The sequence below is a fragment of the Thermoanaerobacterium butyriciformans genome (assembly GCF_017874545.1).
Taxonomy (GTDB): domain Bacteria; phylum Bacillota; class Thermoanaerobacteria; order Thermoanaerobacterales; family Thermoanaerobacteraceae; genus Thermoanaerobacterium; species Thermoanaerobacterium butyriciformans.
In genome coordinates, this window is the sequence record NZ_JAGGLT010000010.1 from 20,320 (window position 1) to 37,930 (window position 17,611).

A 17,611-nucleotide genomic window follows, 5' to 3' on the forward strand; every position below is an offset into this window, starting at 1 on the left:
TGTCATTATGAAATAGTTGACTTTATTGTTCCATTCTTAAGCTCCGTAAAATATTGAACTAAGCCATTGTAAATGCCCTGTGCAATTTTCCATTGAAAATTATCATCTGTTAAAAGCTGAGCGTCTGTAGGGCTTGTGACAAATCCTGTTTCTACCAAAACTGCTACCATCTTAGTCTGATTTAAAACTACCAAATTAGGTCTTTCAGATAAACCTCTATCTGTTGTATTTATTTCTTTCATCAAATTATCGTGTATGATTTGCGCAAATGTCTTGTCATCTCGCGTATCGCCATTATATCCATTCGGGTAGTAGAGGACTGTCGTTCCGTTTGCAGAGGATGAATCAAAGGCATCGCAGTGAATACTTACAAATGCATCTGCACCTGCATTATTCGCTTGATCTGGCCTATCATAAAGTCCTACGTACGTATCAGTAGTCCTAGATATCATAGTCCGAAATCCACCATTGTCAAGAAGCGTCTTTAACTTTAATCCAATTGCAAGAGCTATGTTTGCTTCATGTATTCCACCAACGCCAATAGCTCCTGGATCAGAGCCTCCATGACCGGGATCAATATAGATTAAAGGTCCGTTATTAGAGCTGGAACTATTATTTCCAATGTTAAATGATATATCAAATTCTTTTTTATCTTGTGATTGCGTAATCGTATATGGCAGACTGGTAGTCATGCTTATAACAAGCCTTGTGATGGCAGGTTGAAGCTGATTTTGCCCTATATAGGCCATATTAAGGCCACCTTGACTTATAGATATTTGCTTATTTGTAACAGCATTTATAGCATTGCTAAAGTCAAAATAGACTCTTACACCAGAGCTATCATTTATCGTACCCTGCTTGTACGTCAATGGTCCATCTGCTTTTACAGTTATTGTGTAAATTCCATTTGCATAAGAAGAACTGAAATCCGTAATATTTACATTACTGGATGTAGACGGAACTGACACCTTCGATGTGACTTGTATCAAGTATTTATCTCCTATCCACTTTACATCATAGCCTAAGCTTTCAAACAAAAATCGCATAGGAACATAAGATGTATTATTGTTTATAAGCCTTGCAGGTGCTGGAAGTTGAACCTTATTGCCATCTACAGTCGCATAATTTTTCCCTATAAAAAATTTGAAAACTTTCCCTTTCGTAACAGTTATAGTCTGGGTCAAACCATCCCAGTTAACGCTGGCACCTAATCCCTGCCCAATTGATCTTAATGGCACAATTGTATTTCCATCCAATATAAGGGGTGGATTGTTGCCTGTATCAAATTTATTCCCATCTACAGTTATAGTGATATCAGGTACATTGTAATTTACTACTTTGCCATCAACGATAATATTTTCCTTATACGCATATGCAGATACATAAAATACAGACAATAGAATCAGAAGAACAAAAAACGTTGCGACTTTTTTCAATGCTCTACCCCCTTTCAACAAAATTTTACTATTTTTAAACATACATATATAATAGTTTAGTTTTATTACATATAAGTTACAAAAACATTACAATTTATTAACTTATTGATTAGATTTAAATTTATAAGCTTTTTATATATAGTAATTTATCGACATTTTTCGCTACTATGAACAAAAGCAAAAGCCTAACAGCACATGATGTCTTGTCTAACAAGCAGAATAAATTTATGATATAAAGCGTTGATAAATTTTTTAGCATCATAAAAAATTATAAAAATTAATATGATTTTTTATGGGGTATAAAAAAATACCTGTTTCCAGGTATCATGATTGAACAATTATTTTCACTTGCTTAAAAATTTGTATAGAGAAAATGTCATGTCGTAGGCATCCTGCCATTTTACAGTGCCACTTTTCTCTATATCATTATATGATTCATCAGATATCAATCCTTTTTCATGTGCCAATTTAAATAGCTTTCCACTGTTTCCACTTATTTCATCTCTAAATCCTGCGTATGTCAAAAGTATATCTGCTGCTTCTTCTTTTGTTAATGGTTTGTCTATAATATATTTTTGTAGATACTGATAATTACCACTTAGAAGCTGTACTTTGTTAGGAATAGCTCTTTCAATCATTTTAGACGTCATGTAGTAAAATGACATACTGGCTAATTTTTCATTAAGCTTGTAATCATTGTTGTATCCAGGTACTATAAGCCCCCAGTGAAGGACAAATTTAAGTCCGTCAAAAGCCCAGCTTTTCTCTACACTGTTTTCAGCTTTAAACGGTGTAAGGTATGCTCCCTGGCTTACCAATATAGACTGTATGCTTTTTATATCTTCTTCGCTTTTTGCGATGTCTTCAAATGATTTGTCTTTGGCTATGGAGTAGGCTGACGCTACACCTGCCGCATCTCCTTCTGCCATGCCTATGGGTATCGTTCTGGCTGAGCCTGCTGCTAAGTGGCTGTAGGATGCTGACCGCCCTACTACAAGCAGGTTCTCTACTTTCTCAGGCACTATGCACCTAAATGGCACTGCATACTCTACAGGTTTTCCGTATACAAAGCCAACATCTTCCGGTGATGTTGCTTGTACATCTACTGGATATGAGCCTATAGCTATCCTGTCGTAAAAGTCCCTATTAAATACGACATCGTTTATGTCAAGTGTGTAGTATCCTTTTATGTGCCTCGTCTCTCTTATATACAGTTCATCTGCTGTGCCGTCAAGCTGTGCTTTCTCAAAGCCAGGGATGTTTTCTCTAAAGAACTGTACTATCCTTGGAAGCTCTTTCTTTGCTAGTTCCATTCCTTTTTCTATTGATGATTGGTTAAGTCCGTCTACGCCGTATATCAAAAGAGCGTTTACTAATACTGTGCCATCGTCTTGCCTGCCAAGATTAAGCCCTCTCAGCCTAATCATAGGCGTCGACGGTTTGTACTTTTTCGTGATTGATAAAAATCCACTTGCTGATGTGTCATTTATATACGTTGCTGGTATCTTCTTTTCGTATTTTATTATTTTTATAAGGTTGTCCCAATCTAATCCTTTTAATCTGAAAATAAGTGTTGATGCTTGTACTTTGCCTTTTACGCCCATGTCTTCTGCACCGATTGTGTAAGGCACACCTGCAGATGCTGCGACTAAAGCATCCTGCGTTGCGTCGATTATCCTTTTGCCGTAGTAGTTTACTTCTTTTCCGTCCTTTAATGCTGTTATACCTATTATCTTGTTGCCATCCATTATAGGCTTTTCAAATACAGTGTTGTACGACTGTGTGATGTTTGGAATGTTTAAAAGCTTCGAGAATACTTCTTTTGCCTTTTTTACATCAAAGGAGTTTTTGGAGCCTATGCCTTTAAAAAACTCTTTGAATGTACCTTGTGTAAGCAATGTGCCATCGGGGCCTTTGCTCATATCAATTGTGTTTAACATGCCGTACGTCATAAGGCCTCCAGGGCCATCGTGCTTGTCAATGATTAAGACTTTAGCATCGTTTTTTGCGGCAGACCTTGCAGCAGCAACACCTTCTGGTTCCGCTCCCACAACGATAACATCATATTGGTTGCCATCATCAGGTAGATTAAGCTTAATTGGCTTAGGAAGATTCTGCTTTTCTTCTATGACCTTTGATGTTGTCTTTTGGGGTGCTTTTTTATACTTCTCTACATAAAAGTAGCCGCCTACTGCTGTAATTATTGATACAGATACAATAAAAAGCAAAATAATAATTATAAAATACTTCTTAGGCAAAAAAATCACCTCAACATATTCCTCATATGTTGATTATATCATGATTATGTTGTTTTTGAATATAAATTTTTATAAAAGTCTGTATTCAAATACATCTAAAAAAAGACAATGGATGAAATTTATATCCATTGCCGAATATATATTTTTATTTAAGCTCCTTCGCTCAAAAATCTGTACTGGGACATGTAGAGGTCATAATAAAGGCCTCTAAGATTCATAAGCTCATCATGCGTCCCTACCTCTACGATTCTGCCCCCATCTACCACCATTATCCTATCAGCATCCCTTATAGTTGACAGCCTGTGAGCTATGACAAAGGACGTCCTACCTGAAAGAAGCCTCTTTATGCCTTTTTGCACAAGCCTTTCCGTCTGAGTGTCTATGTTAGATGTAGCTTCATCCAGAATCAATATGCGGGGATTTGCCAAAAGTGCTCTTGCAAATGATATTAGCTGCCTCTGTCCCACAGAAAGCCTTGACCCTCTCTCGTTTACCTCTGTATCATAGCCTTTTTCCATCCTCATTATGAATTCATGGGCATTTACCGCTTTTGCAGCTGCTATGATTTCCTCGTCTGTTGCATCCAGCTTTCCGTACTTTATGTTTTCCTTTATTGTAGCTGAAAACAGAAACGTATCCTGCAACATTATGCCCATCTGGCTTCTCAAAGACTCCAGCTCCACATGTTTTATGTCTTTGCCATCTATCAAGACAGCTCCTTTAGACGGATCGTAAAAACGACTGATTAAATTGACAATTGTCGTCTTGCCTGCACCTGTAGGACCTACAAGTGCTACAGTTTCACCCGGGTTTACCTTGAAGCTAACATTGTCTAAAACCACGTTTCCATCGTCATAGCTGAATGTAACATTTTTAAATTCCACTGTTCCCTTTATCCTAGGCATTTTAATAGCATTTTTCATGTCTACAATATCTGGCTTAATGTCCATTATCTCAAATATTCTCTCTGCAGACGCAAAAGACATAACTAAGCTATTGTAAAAATTGCTTATATCAAGTATAGGCCTCCAAAACATACCTATATACATCGTAAATGCTATTATTGTTCCTATCGTAAGTCCACTTCCAATAAGTTTTGCACTGAAATAATACAATATAACCGCACCAAGACCGTAAGATGCATCAACCATAGGCCAAAACAGATCGTTTAATTTTACAGCATGGACAAAACTTCCCATCATGTCTTTTACAAGCTTGAAAAATATAGATGACGTCTTTTCTTCATTAGCAAACTCCTGTACAACTTTTATCCCTGAAAAATCTTCGTGAGTGTAAGCATTAAACGTAGACCTCTTCCTTCTAAATTCTTGCCATCTTCTTCTTGATAAAGTCTCTATTGAAAAAAGCCCAATCACAAGCAATGGAAGCAGTGTCATAGATGCCAGCGCCAATTTGCTGTTTAAATAAAACATCATGGCACCAACACATATTACAGTCAAAATCTGTGGAATAAAGTTTGTAACACTGTTGTTAAAAAGATCCTGCAGTGAATTAACATCACCTATAACCCTTGCCAAGATTTTACCAACTGGCCTTGAGTCAAAAAACGAAAACGAAAGTTTTTGTATGTGGCTATAAAGTTCATGCCTTATATTGACAAGTATGTCATTTGTGACAGAAGCCATTTTAACTATCCTTGTCCTTGATGCCATCATAGCCAGGAAATTTAGCGATACCATCAAAAGCCCGATTATAAGAAGTCCATTAATATCGCCATTCTTTATATTTTTGTCGATGGCCGTTTTCATAAGAACTGGATTTATAAGACTTACAATCATCTCAAAAATCAAAAGCATTATTACAAGAAATACTCTAAATTTATGTTTCGTAAGGTAACTAAAAAGCCTTCTTAATATGACGAAATTTGACATGCGCCTCAAATCTTCATCCTGCTTTACCATATTTTTAGCCATCTTCGTGCCTCCCTTCATCGTACGACAAATATTTTAGCTGCAAACATCTGGAATACTGTACTCTTCATCACTGAAATCTTTAAACTGTTCTAAGTAAATCTCGTAATATCTTCCTCTTTTTTGAAGAAGTTCCTCATGTGTACCTCTTTCAACGATTCGGCCATCCTCCATGTAAAGTATCATATCTGCATTTTTAACCGCCGATATTCTATGGGCAATGATAAACGTCGTAGCATTTTTCCGCCTTTCGCTTAAATTCTTTAAAAGTCTAAATTCTGTATCCATATCCAGTGCAGATGTGGCATCATCAAGTATCAATATCTTTGCATCCCTTATAAGGGCTCTCGCAATTGATATCCTTTGCTTTTGGCCACCTGACAGTCCTATGCCCCTTTCACCTACTATCGTATCGTACTTGTCGTCAAAATCTTCTACAAAATCATCCGCACAGGCAAGTCTCAAAGCTTCTTTCACTTCTTCAAATGTCGCATTTTCCTTTCCAAACCTTACGTTTTCTTCAATGCTTTCAGAAAACAAAAATGTATCCTGCTGCACTACAGCCATCTGGCTTCTCAAATCATGAAGGTTTATGTGTCTTACATCATATCCATCGATATAGACAGCACCTTCCGATACATCATAATACCTGCCGATGAGATTTACCAGCGATGACTTGCCAGAGCCAGTTGTACCCATTATAGCAACTGTCTTTCCTGCATCAACTTTAAAATTAATATTCTTTAAAACCAATTCATCATTATATTTAAATGATACGTTTCTAAACTCCACATCACCTTTTAAGTTTTTTATCCTTATTGATTCATCGCTGTCCCTTATAGACGGCACCACATCCATTATCTTCATTATCTTCTTTGCTGATGCATCAGCTTGAGCTATTAAGTTTGTCAAAAATCCTAGCATCCTCATGGGCCATATAAGCATGTAGATGTATCCACTAAAAGCCACTAATTCACCAATAGACAATGAATTTTTTACAACGAGTATGCCGCCAAAAACCACCAGTATGACTATAGAAAAATTCGTCAAAAAATCTATAGGCGGAAAATACTTAGCAACTATCCTGTTTTGCTCCATACTAAGCTCAAAATTCTCATTATTGAGGTTTAAAAATTTCATGATCTCATACTTTTCTCTCGCAAATGCCTTCACAAGCCTTACACCTGCTATATTTTCCTGTGCTGCCGTATTCATAAGCACTCCTTGGTCGCTTAACTTTCCGTAAGATATGCCGATCTTCTTTTCAAACTGCAGTGCAAGATAGCCAATGATAGGCATTCCCAGAAGGCTTACTATTGTAAGCTTCCAGTTTATAAGGAAAAGTATCACTGATGCTGTTATAAAATATATCATGTTTTCAATAAACATCCTTATGCCAAAAGAAACACTTCTCCACACGTTGTCAACGTCTTCCCCTATCCTTGACATAAGCTCCCCTGTATTCATACTGTCAAAGTAGCTGAAAGGAAGACTTTGTATGTGATCGAAAAGATCTTTCTTTATATCTATACTTATCTTTGCTGAAAGTACATCAAATATATACTCCTTCACATATCCAAATATAGCCCTTAAAACCGTAATTGCAATAAATCCCCACAGTATAGGCCATAATAAGCTTTTATCGCCGCCTATAAATACCTTATCGGTAATAAGTTCCTGAAGATATGGATTAAACATATCAAGAGCAATTGCAAGTATCATGGCAATAGTTGGTATTATAACGTACCACTTGTACCTTAAGACGTATTTTAAAACTCTCCTCAAAAATATCCCCCCTAAGAAAATAAAGACTGTACAAGAACATAGTCTTATACAGTCTTTTGCGCAAACTAATCTATATGCAATAATTTAGGCAAAAACGCCTTTCGCATATAAAGTAAAAAAAGTATAATTGACCGTGTTCTTAAACCTATCATAAAGCATGACAATAAAAAGCCTATAAATGGGCATAAAAATTTATGGCTGCAAAAATCAACAAGAACTGTCACGCTTCAGATTTAATTGCCATTTTAAATTTATGGCTTATTTAAGAACACCCTTAATCATCACAATCTTTCCTTTCAAAGAGAAACTACAGATATTATAACATTTAGGGTAAAACAATTGCAACAGATTTTAGTAAAAAATTCTTAAAATGATCAGCTTTCTTTATATAGATGGTATGAGGCTATTTGAAAGTACTAATAATGTTGCGATAATTGTCTTACAAGAGTCCAAAAAGATATAGATGTACTAAAGCTTAACAAGCATTAAAAAAGCAGACATCAAGCCTGCTTTTTTAATTTTTTAGTTTTTATTATTTTTTAATTTAACAATTGGCGGTAAAACATATGGTTGTTTTAACATTTCATTAGTAATAAAGCTAACAATAAAACTTATTTTATCCGCCATAAAATTCAAAATATCTATTATATTTTCTTCAATTTTTTTTATTGTTATAGTTTGTTTGAAATTAAATTTTCCTATTAATTCAATTTCAATATTAAATATTGTCTTTGGTTCAAATCCTATTTGACTTATTAATTTTATTTCAGCATAATTATCATCAACATGTAATATTTCATATTCAAATTCTTCTACAGGTTTAATATCCTCATCATTTTCAAGGATAGTATTAGATACTATTTCACCAGCAACTTTATTAAGTATAATCTCGTTGTTTTCAATTTTTTCAATAATACTTTCTTTTTTTTTCTTAGACATAATTTCACCTCATTGCTAATTTTTCTATTATATCAATATTTGAATTTATTCTCTCATGCCATTTATCTTTAGATTTTTTGTTTATTTTACTTGTAACTACTACATTATAATTTATATTCACGTTTTTTTCTCCTTTTTTATATCCAATAGCAAACGAAAGTAAATTCTGAATTAAATTATTTAAACTTATTTCTTCTTTTTCGGCCATTTCAGAAAGTATTTTATGCATAGTTTTTGGCATTCTTAAAAGAATTTTCCCACTATAATCATTTTCATCCTTATATTCATCAAATTCAGGAATTGCTCTGTTTAATTCTTTTGCAGTTTCTACCCAGCATTTTATAGCGTCTTGAACGTTTTTTAAAGCTTCTTCTGGAGTCTCACCATCACTCATACAACCTGGCAATTTAGGTACATAGGCTAAATAGCCACCACCATCTTTTTCAGAAAGTTTAACAAGTTCAATTTTATAATTTAATTCGTTTGCCATTATTCTAACACCTCTCCAATCAACACCAATTTAATCATAACATCTAATATCCTGAATCATCTTTAAAGCTTTTTTAACATAGATCTCTTTGACAAAAGGTCTATCTTTAGGCACTGTCAATATATCCACTAATTTAGGATGAAAATATGTTACATGACTAGAACCACTTTTTGGTTCTCGCACACCAAAACCAAAATGCCTCAAAATTTTATCAAGTTGTTCATACCTGACATTCTTAGGATTATTCTCTATCTTTTCAAAGAGTTTTTCTATTTGACTCATTGAAATTCTCCATATATAAGCATTCCCAAAACGAAATTATCTTATACATCTTGATACTATATATAATATCATTTTTGATTAAGTAATTCAACATTTTTATAAAAAAATTCTTAAAATGATCAGTTCTCTTTATATTCAAAGACTGGAACTTCAATTGTCTTTACAGGTTTTTTCTCATAAAAGTACTCATCAAGCTTTAGTGATGTATCTGCATCAAAATACCTTTCACCACATTCTACACATTCCAATACTGGTACATGCTCAATAACAATAAGCTTATCATTTACCCATTTTTCCATTCTCGTCTCTTTCTTTTCTAATTTCCCACCACACTTAAAACACCTGTCATTCATGATATTTACCTCCTCTTGTTCTTTCATCAATCCATCTTGGTGGTTCTGGAATATACGAAGTTATTATAACCAAACTCTTATTTTGAAAACCGCAAACCGTATGTACATATCTATCATCTTTCTTTCCTAATATAAGACAGCTATGGCCCCTTGGATCATCAGGATAATCCTCTAAGATTTCTCCATTTAATATAGAAGTTAAAACGTCAACAATCCTTAAGTTTCGCTCAAGTAATTTATCTAAAGCATGTTCACTCAATAACCATTGACCTTTTAATATCAACTTCTTGATCATTTTTATATCAAAATCATTCATATATAAATCACCTTTAATTTAATTATATCATATCAAGCAACTAAATTATGCTTTAATTTATCCACTAACAAAGCCAACTGCCAACAGCTTCTTGCGAAGTGTTGGCAGTTGAAATGATTATATGTTTCCGCTTTTTTCAAGTAATCCGTATATGATAGCTGCTGCTTCCGCTCTCGTGGCTATGCCTTTAGGAGCAAATACGTTGTTGGGCTCTCCATTTACTATTCCTAATTTCGCTGCATTTGCTACTACGTTTCTTGCCCAGTCGCTTATGGATTTGTCATCTCTAAACGATGTGGCACCTAAGTTTTCCTCTTTGTACTGTGCCAGCATCTCGTATGCCCTCATGGCTATTGCTGTCATCTCTTCTCTTGTTATGCTGTCATTTGGCCTCATGTATTTTCCGTCACCTTCTATTATGCCTGCTTTGTATGCTGCCTCTATTGCGTTTGCATACCAGTCTCCACTCTTTACATCGCTAAATTCTCCACTGTATGCTTCTTCTTTTATGTTTAGAAGCCTCAATATCATTGCTGTGAATTCTGCTCTCGTCACTGTCTTGTTTGGTTCATACTGGGTGTCTGTCATCCCTTCTGCTATGTGCCTTGACGCTAATACTTCTATTACGTCTTTCGCCCAATTATCTTTTATGTCATTAAATGTCTTGTCGTACTCAAATGCCGCATATTGCGAGAAGTGCGTCGCATTAAATGTTATTGTTCCAGATGATGCGTCTACTTTACCACCTACATATTCCCATCGATTTGTCGTTGGGTTGTAGTAGTAAACTGCTACTTTCCTTGGATCGTTGGCTTTTGATATGTTCAGTGTTACTTCTACTGGTTTTGCCAATGTTGCATTGCCACTGCTACTGCCTATCGTTATGTCTACTACATTAGAAAGCGGCACATAATTTGTAACATTAGGCTTTCCATTGTCTTTTATTGATACATTGACACCGTTTTGTATCTGGTCTTGGTTAAGTGCGTCTTTCGCAAGTACTATAGATGCGTTGTCTGATTTTATGACGATGTCTTTGCCGTTAGCAGCACTTGTATCTAAAATATCTTTTGATATCTGTACGACTTTCTGTTGTCCTTCACCTATTGTGGTTATGTCAAATACGACTTTTTTGTCTTTTGAATTTACTATCAAGTCTTTAGCTTTTCCCCCATCAAGCGTCAATGTAATAATGTTACCGTTCTTTGTTATTACACCTATTGTATTGCTTACAGCACCACTATTGTTGCTTATATTATTTGTGCTGCTTCCACTGTTATTATTTGTACTGCCTGTGCTACTGCCGCTATTGCCGGTACTGCCGCCAGTGTTTCCACTGATATTACTTGCCTTAGCAGTAGTAAATGTAACTATTGGTCCAAAGATAGTATTGTTTTGATCATCCGTTGCTTCAACAGTTATTGTATACTGAGTATCTGGATTAAGTCCCGTAAGGTCGTAAGTCGTAGTGTTTCCATCAGCCTTTCCCAATATGGTGCCGTCTGCACCTACAAGCTGATATCCTGTATAAGTGCCGGAAACTGCACTTGTCCAAGTTATCGATGCACTGTCGTACGTCACATTCGACACCGTAGCTGTACTATTTGACGGCCACTCCGGAATCTCCGGCTGTGTAGTATTTCCCGTAAACTGTATATTAGTTGAATGAACAAAATGCCATGGATTTACAGGAGTCGTCTTATCGCCGTCATAATTAGGAGTAGAACCATAGAAAACTACATTATTAAATGTGCTGTCTTTCAAATAGTAGATCTTCGTCTGATATGTTCCAGCGCCAAAAAATACATTGTTGAAAGTAATGTTGTAATCAAATCCATCCGGCGCACCCTGGAACATTATGGCGTACTTTTTAGAGCCATTTACCGTACAATTTTCCACCGTAATGTCATGGAATGTCGGTTCATCTGGAGCCCAATTGCTTGTATCCGTAGGCAATGCGCTTGAATAGCCATCTGTTAGCAAAAATGGCGATCCGTCATTATCTGTTATGTTTGCAAGAGCACTATCTCTAAATGTAATATTTCTTGCACCGCCGCCATTGCCGCTTTGTGATTTGCCTCTTAACCCTATAGCAGTTCCATTTATGACATTGTCCTCAGCTAAAATATTCTGGATCCACGCTGCAGTATGGCTGCCCATTGCTATTACGCCATGTCCTCTTCCAAAGTAGTTGTCAAATACCCATGCATCTCCCGTCGGAGGATTTTGTTCACCAGAAAGTCCAACACCTGCATCGAAGTTGACATCATCATCACCTGTATTGAATACAGAATTTACAACTGTTAGACCTGTACTGTTGCCAAAATCTATACCATCGCCATTGTTACAGTCATAAGTTGAAGCTATCAATTGATTTAATACTACATTTTGTGAATTCGTGACAGATATTGTATGGAAAGACGGATTAGTCACTGTAAGCCCGTCGCCGATGTAAAGTCCATTGACATTGTTAAATACCACCAAGTTAGACCTTGTAGCATAAGCATTTTTGGTACCTTGCGATGAATATTTATTAAACTGATTTAGGGCAAGGTGGTTTTTCGCAGTAGTCGATATATTGCTGCTATTTCCTTTTTGATATTGGTCAAACTGATCATCAATTGGCACGCTGGTATCTTTGCTAGAAACTTGTGCCCATCCATTGCCATTTATCACACCATGTCCTACAACCCTGATATTTTGGTATTGTATCGTATTGCCGTATACATCCGTACTGACTGTCGAAATAAGAGGCGCTGACTTCTGTCCTACTTGACTCGGATCAGTATCGTATGGATTTGGATATTGGTCTGGATCTGTGGTACCTAAAAGCGTACCTTCTACATCAAGTGTCATATTGCTTTTAAGATGTATAGGTCCTGTGACAAATATCTTTCCTGCAGGCACCAATACAACGCCACCGTCTGGACATTCGTCAATTGCCTTTTGTATTGCTGCAGTATTTAAAGTACCTGATGACGGTATTCCGTTTACATCGTCCGCAAGCACGCCATCACCTACAGCTCCTGTTGACTCTATATTTATGATGTTTTCACTCGGTGTTGAAGGCGCAGTGCTTTGAGTGATTATGACTGGTGTTGATACATTGCCATTAGCATCGACAGATTGTACTTGAATCGTATACAGCGTATCAGGTTTAAGCCCCGTAAGCACAAATGAATGCATCGAAATCTTATATGCACTCATCACAATATTTCCACTGTCATCCTTTAAATCTCCAACATTATTATCGTAAAATTGCTTAATATATGAACTTGCCACTGTTTGATTCTCACTTGCATAGTACACTTGTTCATATACACTATCGCTTACAGTAATCTTGTAATCGGTAATATCACTGTAATTATCCGGTTTATGCCAAACAAGAGTAAAACCCGTATCTGTTACAGAACCTGATAAGACTTGCAGATTCAAAGGTGCTGCCGGTGCAGAAGTAGTATCTGCAAATGCTTTACTCATTGGCATTGTAAACACCATCAAAAATGCCAATAAGAACGAAACAAAACTATTAAGTTTCTTTCCTATACCCATTGTTTTCCCTCCTAAAACATTATTTGTTCTTCAATCATTTTAAACTTGCAAATAGACTTATAAACCTTTACACCTCCCATCTTTAAAATTTACATCAGTTAACAAATTTGTGCGAAAGAAGTTTTTTAGACACGCTTGTAAAGCCTATTACAAGACTGCTAAATTTATGCACACGTTAACAATTTTGGTTGCCAAAATTTCTTGTGAAAAATGCAAAGATTTAGAAGTTTTAAAAATCAACATAAAAACAACAACAAATAATACCACGAATAATCAATAATATAAGGTTAAAATCATTAGATTTACATATTTTGGGTTAATTCGTTTCAATTTAGCTTCTTATGTAAGTATATCTAAACAATTGTTAACGTGAACACTTTCTTCGTAATTTATTATATATCTTATCACAATAAATGTCAATAACAACAAAAAAATCGCCCCATATTCTGGAGCGATGTTTTATATAAATCACGATACTTTCTTTTTCAAAAGCCCTATCATGAAGGCTGTCACGACCATGCCGACAAGTATAGCAAGAATGTACAAAAGCGGGTTTGATACAGCGATAGGTATTACGAATATTCCGCCGTGTGGCGCTCTAAGTTCTATATGGAACAACATGGAAAGTGCGCCTGTTACTGCAGATCCTACCATGATGGATGGTATTACTCTAAATGGATCTGCTGCTGCAAATGGGATAGCGCCTTCCGTTATAAATGAAGCACCTAAAACCCAAGCAGCCTTGCCTGCCTCTCTTTCTTCTTGCGTAAATCTATTTCTAAAAAGGACTGTAGCAAGTGCTAATCCTAAAGGTGGCGTCATGCCTGCAGCCATTACTGCTGCCATCGGCATAAATACATTTGATGCCAAAAGACCTGTTGCGAATGTATATGCTGTCTTATTAACAGGTCCACCCATATCAAATGCCATCATAAGTCCTAGTAGTGCACCAAATATGACTGCATTTGTTGAACCCATGCCTTTAAGCCAATTTGTAAGTCCTGTCATTATGGTCTTCATAGGCGTTCCAACAACGTATATCATAAGAAGACCTACGATAAGCGTCGATAATACAGGTAGTATAAGAACTGGCATTAAGCCCTCCATAGTCTTAGGCAACTTTATGGTCTTTTTCAGGTAGTAGACTGTATAACCAGCGAGAAAACCAGATATGATACCGCCTAAAAATCCTGCACCAGTTGATACTGCTAACATACCACCTACCATACCTGGTACAAGTCCAGGTCTATCTGCTATAGAATAAGCCAAAAATCCCGAAAGTATTGGAACCATAAGTGCGAATGCAGAGCCGCTGCCAATTTGCATCAATGCAGCAGGCAATGTCCCTGGCACCTGAAATGCCTTGTATCCCCATAGGAATGAAAGTGCTATGGATATACCACCAGCAACGACAAACGGAATCATATATGATACGCCTGTCATCAAATGCTTATAAGCACCTGTCCTTTGGCTGGCCCTTTCTTCATGAATCTTTTCCACTTTTTCTACGTAATTTTTCGGTTTTTCCATCTTCAATGCTTTTTCAATCAATTCTTTTGGATTTTTTATAGCTTCCTCAACTGGAACTTCCAGTATAGGTTTACCTTCGAAGCGGGACTTGTCAACTTTTGTCGCAGCAGCAATTATGACCGCATCCGCTTCATTTATGTCGTTTTCTGTCAATTGATTTTCTGCCCCTATAGACCCTTGTGTCTCCACTTTTATAGCCACATTAAGCTCTTTACCTGCCATTTCTAAGTTTTCTGCAGCCATATAGGTATGGGCTATACCTGTAGGGCATGCAGTAATGGCGACAATCTTTTTCATCAAAAATCCCCCTTACTCATATTTTTTGAAAGCATTTATGACATCCTCGTAAGTCTCAGCCTTATTTAGTTCATCTCTCACCTCCTCATGCATTAATGACCTTGAAAGCTTAGCTAAAATCTTAAGATGCAAATTGTCAGAATCCTCAGGTGCTGCAATGAGAAAAAACAGATATGCTGGTTTTCCATCCATGGAATTATAGTCTATGCCATCTTTCGACTTCCCAAAAACTAATGACGCCTTTTTCACTAAGCTGCTTTTCCCATGCGGTATTGCAACACCCATTCCAATGCCTGTAGAGTACTCCTCTTCTCTTTTTAGCACCACCTCCAAAAACTTTTCTTCGTCCTCAATGGCTCCTTTTGCTGCCAATGGCTTTATAAGCTCTTTCAATACAGATAATTTGTCTTTTGATTTCAAATCAAATATCATCATGTCTTTATCAAGTATTTCTTCAATCATCGTTTATCACCTTTCTATTACTTCAATTTCAACTTTTTCTTTAAGTTTTTCCACATCTTTTAAAGAACAAGCTTTAGTGCCTTCCCTCATGATAACTGATGTAGATGCAGATGATGCCATCTTTATAGCTTCTTCTATAGCCAGATTATTATAGATGCCATGAGTGAATCCAGCAACATATGCATCACCTGCACCTACTGTACCTTTTACATCGACTTTTATAGGTTTTACAAAATATGTCTTCTCGTCTGTCAAAACGAGACTGCCTTTGCCGCCCATCGACACAGCAACTATTGAAACACCATTTTCAATAATCTTCATTCCTTCTTCAATTATTTCATCTTTGCTTTCAAGTTTTTTCCCTGCAATTTGTGAAAGTTCATGTATGTTAGGCTTTATCATGTAGGGTTTTGCCTCAATGCCGTATTTCAAAGCATCTCCATCGGCATCCAGTATAACTTTTATGCCTTTTTTCTTGATTTTTTCAATAACATATCCGTAAAACCTTTTGTCAACGCTTGGTGGTAAACTACCAGATAAAACAATCACATTTGAGAAATCGGCATGCTCATTTATGCTCGAAATTAACTTCTCCACTTCGCCACGGGAGACATCTGGCCCAGCTTCATTTATGTCAGTATATGAATGGTTTATCTCATCAACTATCTTTATGTTTATCCTTATATCGCTTTTGATTGGCACGAAATGAGACTCAATTCCTAATTTATTCAACACATCTTCAATGTATTTCCCATTTGGCCCCATGAAGCCAAGGCACACTACGTCATTGCCTAGATTTTTTAAATTCTTAGCTACATTTATCCCTTTTCCTCCAGCATCTATAATAGACCTTGATACCCTGTTTACTGCACCAACCTTAAAATCATCAATTATCAATGTTCTGTCTATCGCCGGGTTTATGGTTACTGTCGTTATCATCTGCTACATCCTTTCCAAAATTTAATACATCCACATTTACCTGCTCATACTTCTTCACTATCTCATAGTCCAGTTCATCGTCAGTAATAATGGCCGTTATATCACCGATATCGGCAAATTTCACGAAAGATTTCTTACCAAATTTCGTATGGTCAACAACAGCGTAAACCTCATTCGAAACATCAATCATGGCCTTTTTTGTATTTGCTTCTATGATGTCTGGTGTCATAAGGCCGTTTTCATAAGATACTGCATTTGCACCAATAAAAGCCTTATCTACTTTGAAATTTCTAATTACCATTTCAGCTATAGGTCCTACAAGCGCCTTTGTATTAAGCCTCTCTATACCACCTGTTACAATAAGTTCAATATTGTGATAACTTGATAATTCTATCGCAATTAACGGCGAATTCGTAACAACCGTAAGATGTATGTCTTGAAGGGATTTTGCAATCATCAGCGTAGTAGTGCCAGCGTCCAGTATTATCGAGTCGCCTTCTTCGATTAGAGACGCAGCAATTTTTCCGATTTTCATCTTCGACGGAAGCTCATAATCTTCTTTTTCCACGAAAGATGGCTCATAATGTGTATGCGTATTCAATATGGCACCGCCATGTGTCCTCTGTATAAACCCGTCTATCTCCAACATCTTTAGATCTCTTCTTATGGTTGATTCTGACACGCCTAAGATCTCACTAAGCTCAGACACCGTAATGCTTTTATCCTTGCTTAGTATCTCGGCTATTTTCATCCTGCGCTCTTCCCCAAACATCCAATCACATCCATTCAAAATAGATGATAATTTTTGATTGATTTTGCTTAATTATGATTATACATTGAAAATGTTTTTTTGTCAATTGCCTATATATAAGATTTTCACTTTTTTACTATATTATAAATGTACCTTGGAAAAATTCGAAAAATATTATTAACGCTCACAAATTTCGTTTTCTATATATCAGCGATTCATTTCGCTTGTTTGGCTAACGCCGTCTATGCGTTGTGACGGCTTTCGCTTTCGCTCATACGCCAAACTGCGCT

14 protein-coding genes are annotated in these 17,611 nt (G+C 36.3%); all 14 read right to left on the reverse strand.

The genetic code is table 11. The annotated features are described in order from the left end of the window. Window positions 1-5: 5 nt before the first annotated feature. On the reverse strand, window positions 6-1,478 hold the full coding sequence (locus tag J2Z80_RS05445; RefSeq protein ID WP_432422707.1) for an N-acetylmuramoyl-L-alanine amidase: 1,473 nt from the start codon (window positions 1,476-1,478) through the stop codon (window positions 6-8). A gap of 302 nt (window positions 1,479-1,780) precedes the next feature. After that, window positions 1,781-3,694 carry an FAD-dependent oxidoreductase gene (locus tag J2Z80_RS05450; RefSeq protein ID WP_209453484.1) on the reverse strand — a complete coding sequence of 638 codons (1,914 nt, stop codon included), beginning with the start codon at window positions 3,692-3,694 and terminating at the stop codon, window positions 1,781-1,783. 149 nt (window positions 3,695-3,843) lie between these two features. Then, complete coding sequence (locus J2Z80_RS05455) at window positions 3,844-5,628, reverse strand: ABC transporter ATP-binding protein (RefSeq protein ID WP_209453485.1); 1,785 nt, start codon at window positions 5,626-5,628, stop codon at window positions 3,844-3,846. A 33-nt stretch (window positions 5,629-5,661) separates the two neighbouring features. Beyond that, entirely contained in the window at window positions 5,662-7,410 is a 1,749-nt protein-coding gene (locus J2Z80_RS05460) for an ABC transporter ATP-binding protein (protein WP_209453486.1), read from the reverse strand. A 522-nt stretch (window positions 7,411-7,932) separates the two neighbouring features. Further along, entirely contained in the window at window positions 7,933-8,349 is a 417-nt protein-coding gene (locus J2Z80_RS05465) for a hypothetical protein (RefSeq protein WP_209453487.1), read from the reverse strand. A gap of 4 nt (window positions 8,350-8,353) precedes the next feature. After that, window positions 8,354-8,839, reverse strand: a complete 486-nt coding sequence (locus J2Z80_RS05470) for a type II toxin-antitoxin system HicB family antitoxin (protein WP_209453488.1) — start codon at window positions 8,837-8,839, stop codon at window positions 8,354-8,356. A gap of 30 nt (window positions 8,840-8,869) precedes the next feature. Next, the gene (locus J2Z80_RS05475; RefSeq protein WP_045413137.1) at window positions 8,870-9,121 is read right to left on the reverse strand and encodes a type II toxin-antitoxin system HicA family toxin; all 252 of its coding nucleotides are present in this window, start codon (window positions 9,119-9,121) and stop codon (window positions 8,870-8,872) included. A gap of 119 nt (window positions 9,122-9,240) precedes the next feature. Beyond that, window positions 9,241-9,474 carry a YgiT-type zinc finger protein gene (locus J2Z80_RS05480; RefSeq protein ID WP_209453489.1) on the reverse strand — a complete coding sequence of 78 codons (234 nt, stop codon included), beginning with the start codon at window positions 9,472-9,474 and terminating at the stop codon, window positions 9,241-9,243. After that, window positions 9,467-9,790 (reverse strand): DUF4258 domain-containing protein, encoded by a 324-nt coding sequence (locus tag J2Z80_RS05485; RefSeq protein ID WP_209453490.1) that lies wholly within the window; start codon window positions 9,788-9,790, stop codon window positions 9,467-9,469. Before J2Z80_RS05485 ends, J2Z80_RS05480 begins: the two co-directional genes overlap by 8 nt. Window positions 9,791-9,907: 117 nt before the next feature. Continuing rightward, window positions 9,908-13,342 (reverse strand): S-layer homology domain-containing protein, encoded by a 3,435-nt coding sequence (locus J2Z80_RS05490; protein ID WP_209453491.1) that lies wholly within the window; start codon window positions 13,340-13,342, stop codon window positions 9,908-9,910. 468 nt (window positions 13,343-13,810) lie between these two features. After that, complete coding sequence (locus J2Z80_RS05495) at window positions 13,811-15,169, reverse strand: PTS fructose transporter subunit IIC (protein ID WP_209453492.1); 1,359 nt, start codon at window positions 15,167-15,169, stop codon at window positions 13,811-13,813. Between the two features lie 12 nt (window positions 15,170-15,181). Beyond that, window positions 15,182-15,631: a PTS sugar transporter subunit IIA gene (locus tag J2Z80_RS05500; RefSeq protein ID WP_209453493.1), complete on the reverse strand. Its 450-nt coding sequence runs from the start codon at window positions 15,629-15,631 to the stop codon at window positions 15,182-15,184. Window positions 15,632-15,637: 6 nt separating this feature from the next. Next, window positions 15,638-16,570, reverse strand: coding sequence for a 1-phosphofructokinase (gene pfkB / locus J2Z80_RS05505; RefSeq protein ID WP_209453494.1), 933 nt, complete (start codon window positions 16,568-16,570; stop codon window positions 15,638-15,640). Beyond that, window positions 16,518-17,342: a DeoR/GlpR family DNA-binding transcription regulator gene (locus tag J2Z80_RS05510; protein WP_209453495.1), complete on the reverse strand. Its 825-nt coding sequence runs from the start codon at window positions 17,340-17,342 to the stop codon at window positions 16,518-16,520. Before J2Z80_RS05510 ends, pfkB begins: the two co-directional genes overlap by 53 nt. Window positions 17,343-17,611: the final 269 nt, after the last annotated feature.

Bases quoted from the DNA above. Each gene is read 5' to 3' on its own strand.
- J2Z80_RS05445 (WP_432422707.1), bottom strand. From the start codon at position 1,478: ATGTTTAAAAATAGTAAAATTTTGTTGAAAGGGGGTAGAGCATTGAAA.
- J2Z80_RS05455 (WP_209453485.1), bottom strand. From the start codon at position 5,628: ATGGCTAAAAATATGGTAAAGCAGGATGAAGATTTGAGGCGCATGTCA.
- J2Z80_RS05465 (WP_209453487.1), bottom strand. From the start codon at position 8,349: ATGTCTAAGAAAAAAAAAGAAAGTATTATTGAAAAAATTGAAAACAAC.
- J2Z80_RS05470 (WP_209453488.1), bottom strand. From the start codon at position 8,839: ATGGCAAACGAATTAAATTATAAAATTGAACTTGTTAAACTTTCTGAA.
- J2Z80_RS05475 (WP_045413137.1), bottom strand. From the start codon at position 9,121: ATGAGTCAAATAGAAAAACTCTTTGAAAAGATAGAGAATAATCCTAAG.
- J2Z80_RS05480 (WP_209453489.1), bottom strand. From the start codon at position 9,474: ATGAATGACAGGTGTTTTAAGTGTGGTGGGAAATTAGAAAAGAAAGAG.
- J2Z80_RS05485 (WP_209453490.1), bottom strand. From the start codon at position 9,790: ATGAATGATTTTGATATAAAAATGATCAAGAAGTTGATATTAAAAGGT.
- J2Z80_RS05490 (WP_209453491.1), bottom strand. From the start codon at position 13,342: ATGGGTATAGGAAAGAAACTTAATAGTTTTGTTTCGTTCTTATTGGCA.
- J2Z80_RS05495 (WP_209453492.1), bottom strand. From the start codon at position 15,169: ATGAAAAAGATTGTCGCCATTACTGCATGCCCTACAGGTATAGCCCAT.
- J2Z80_RS05500 (WP_209453493.1), bottom strand. From the start codon at position 15,631: ATGATTGAAGAAATACTTGATAAAGACATGATGATATTTGATTTGAAA.
- pfkB (WP_209453494.1), bottom strand. From the start codon at position 16,570: ATGATAACGACAGTAACCATAAACCCGGCGATAGACAGAACATTGATA.
- J2Z80_RS05510 (WP_209453495.1), bottom strand. From the start codon at position 17,342: ATGTTTGGGGAAGAGCGCAGGATGAAAATAGCCGAGATACTAAGCAAG.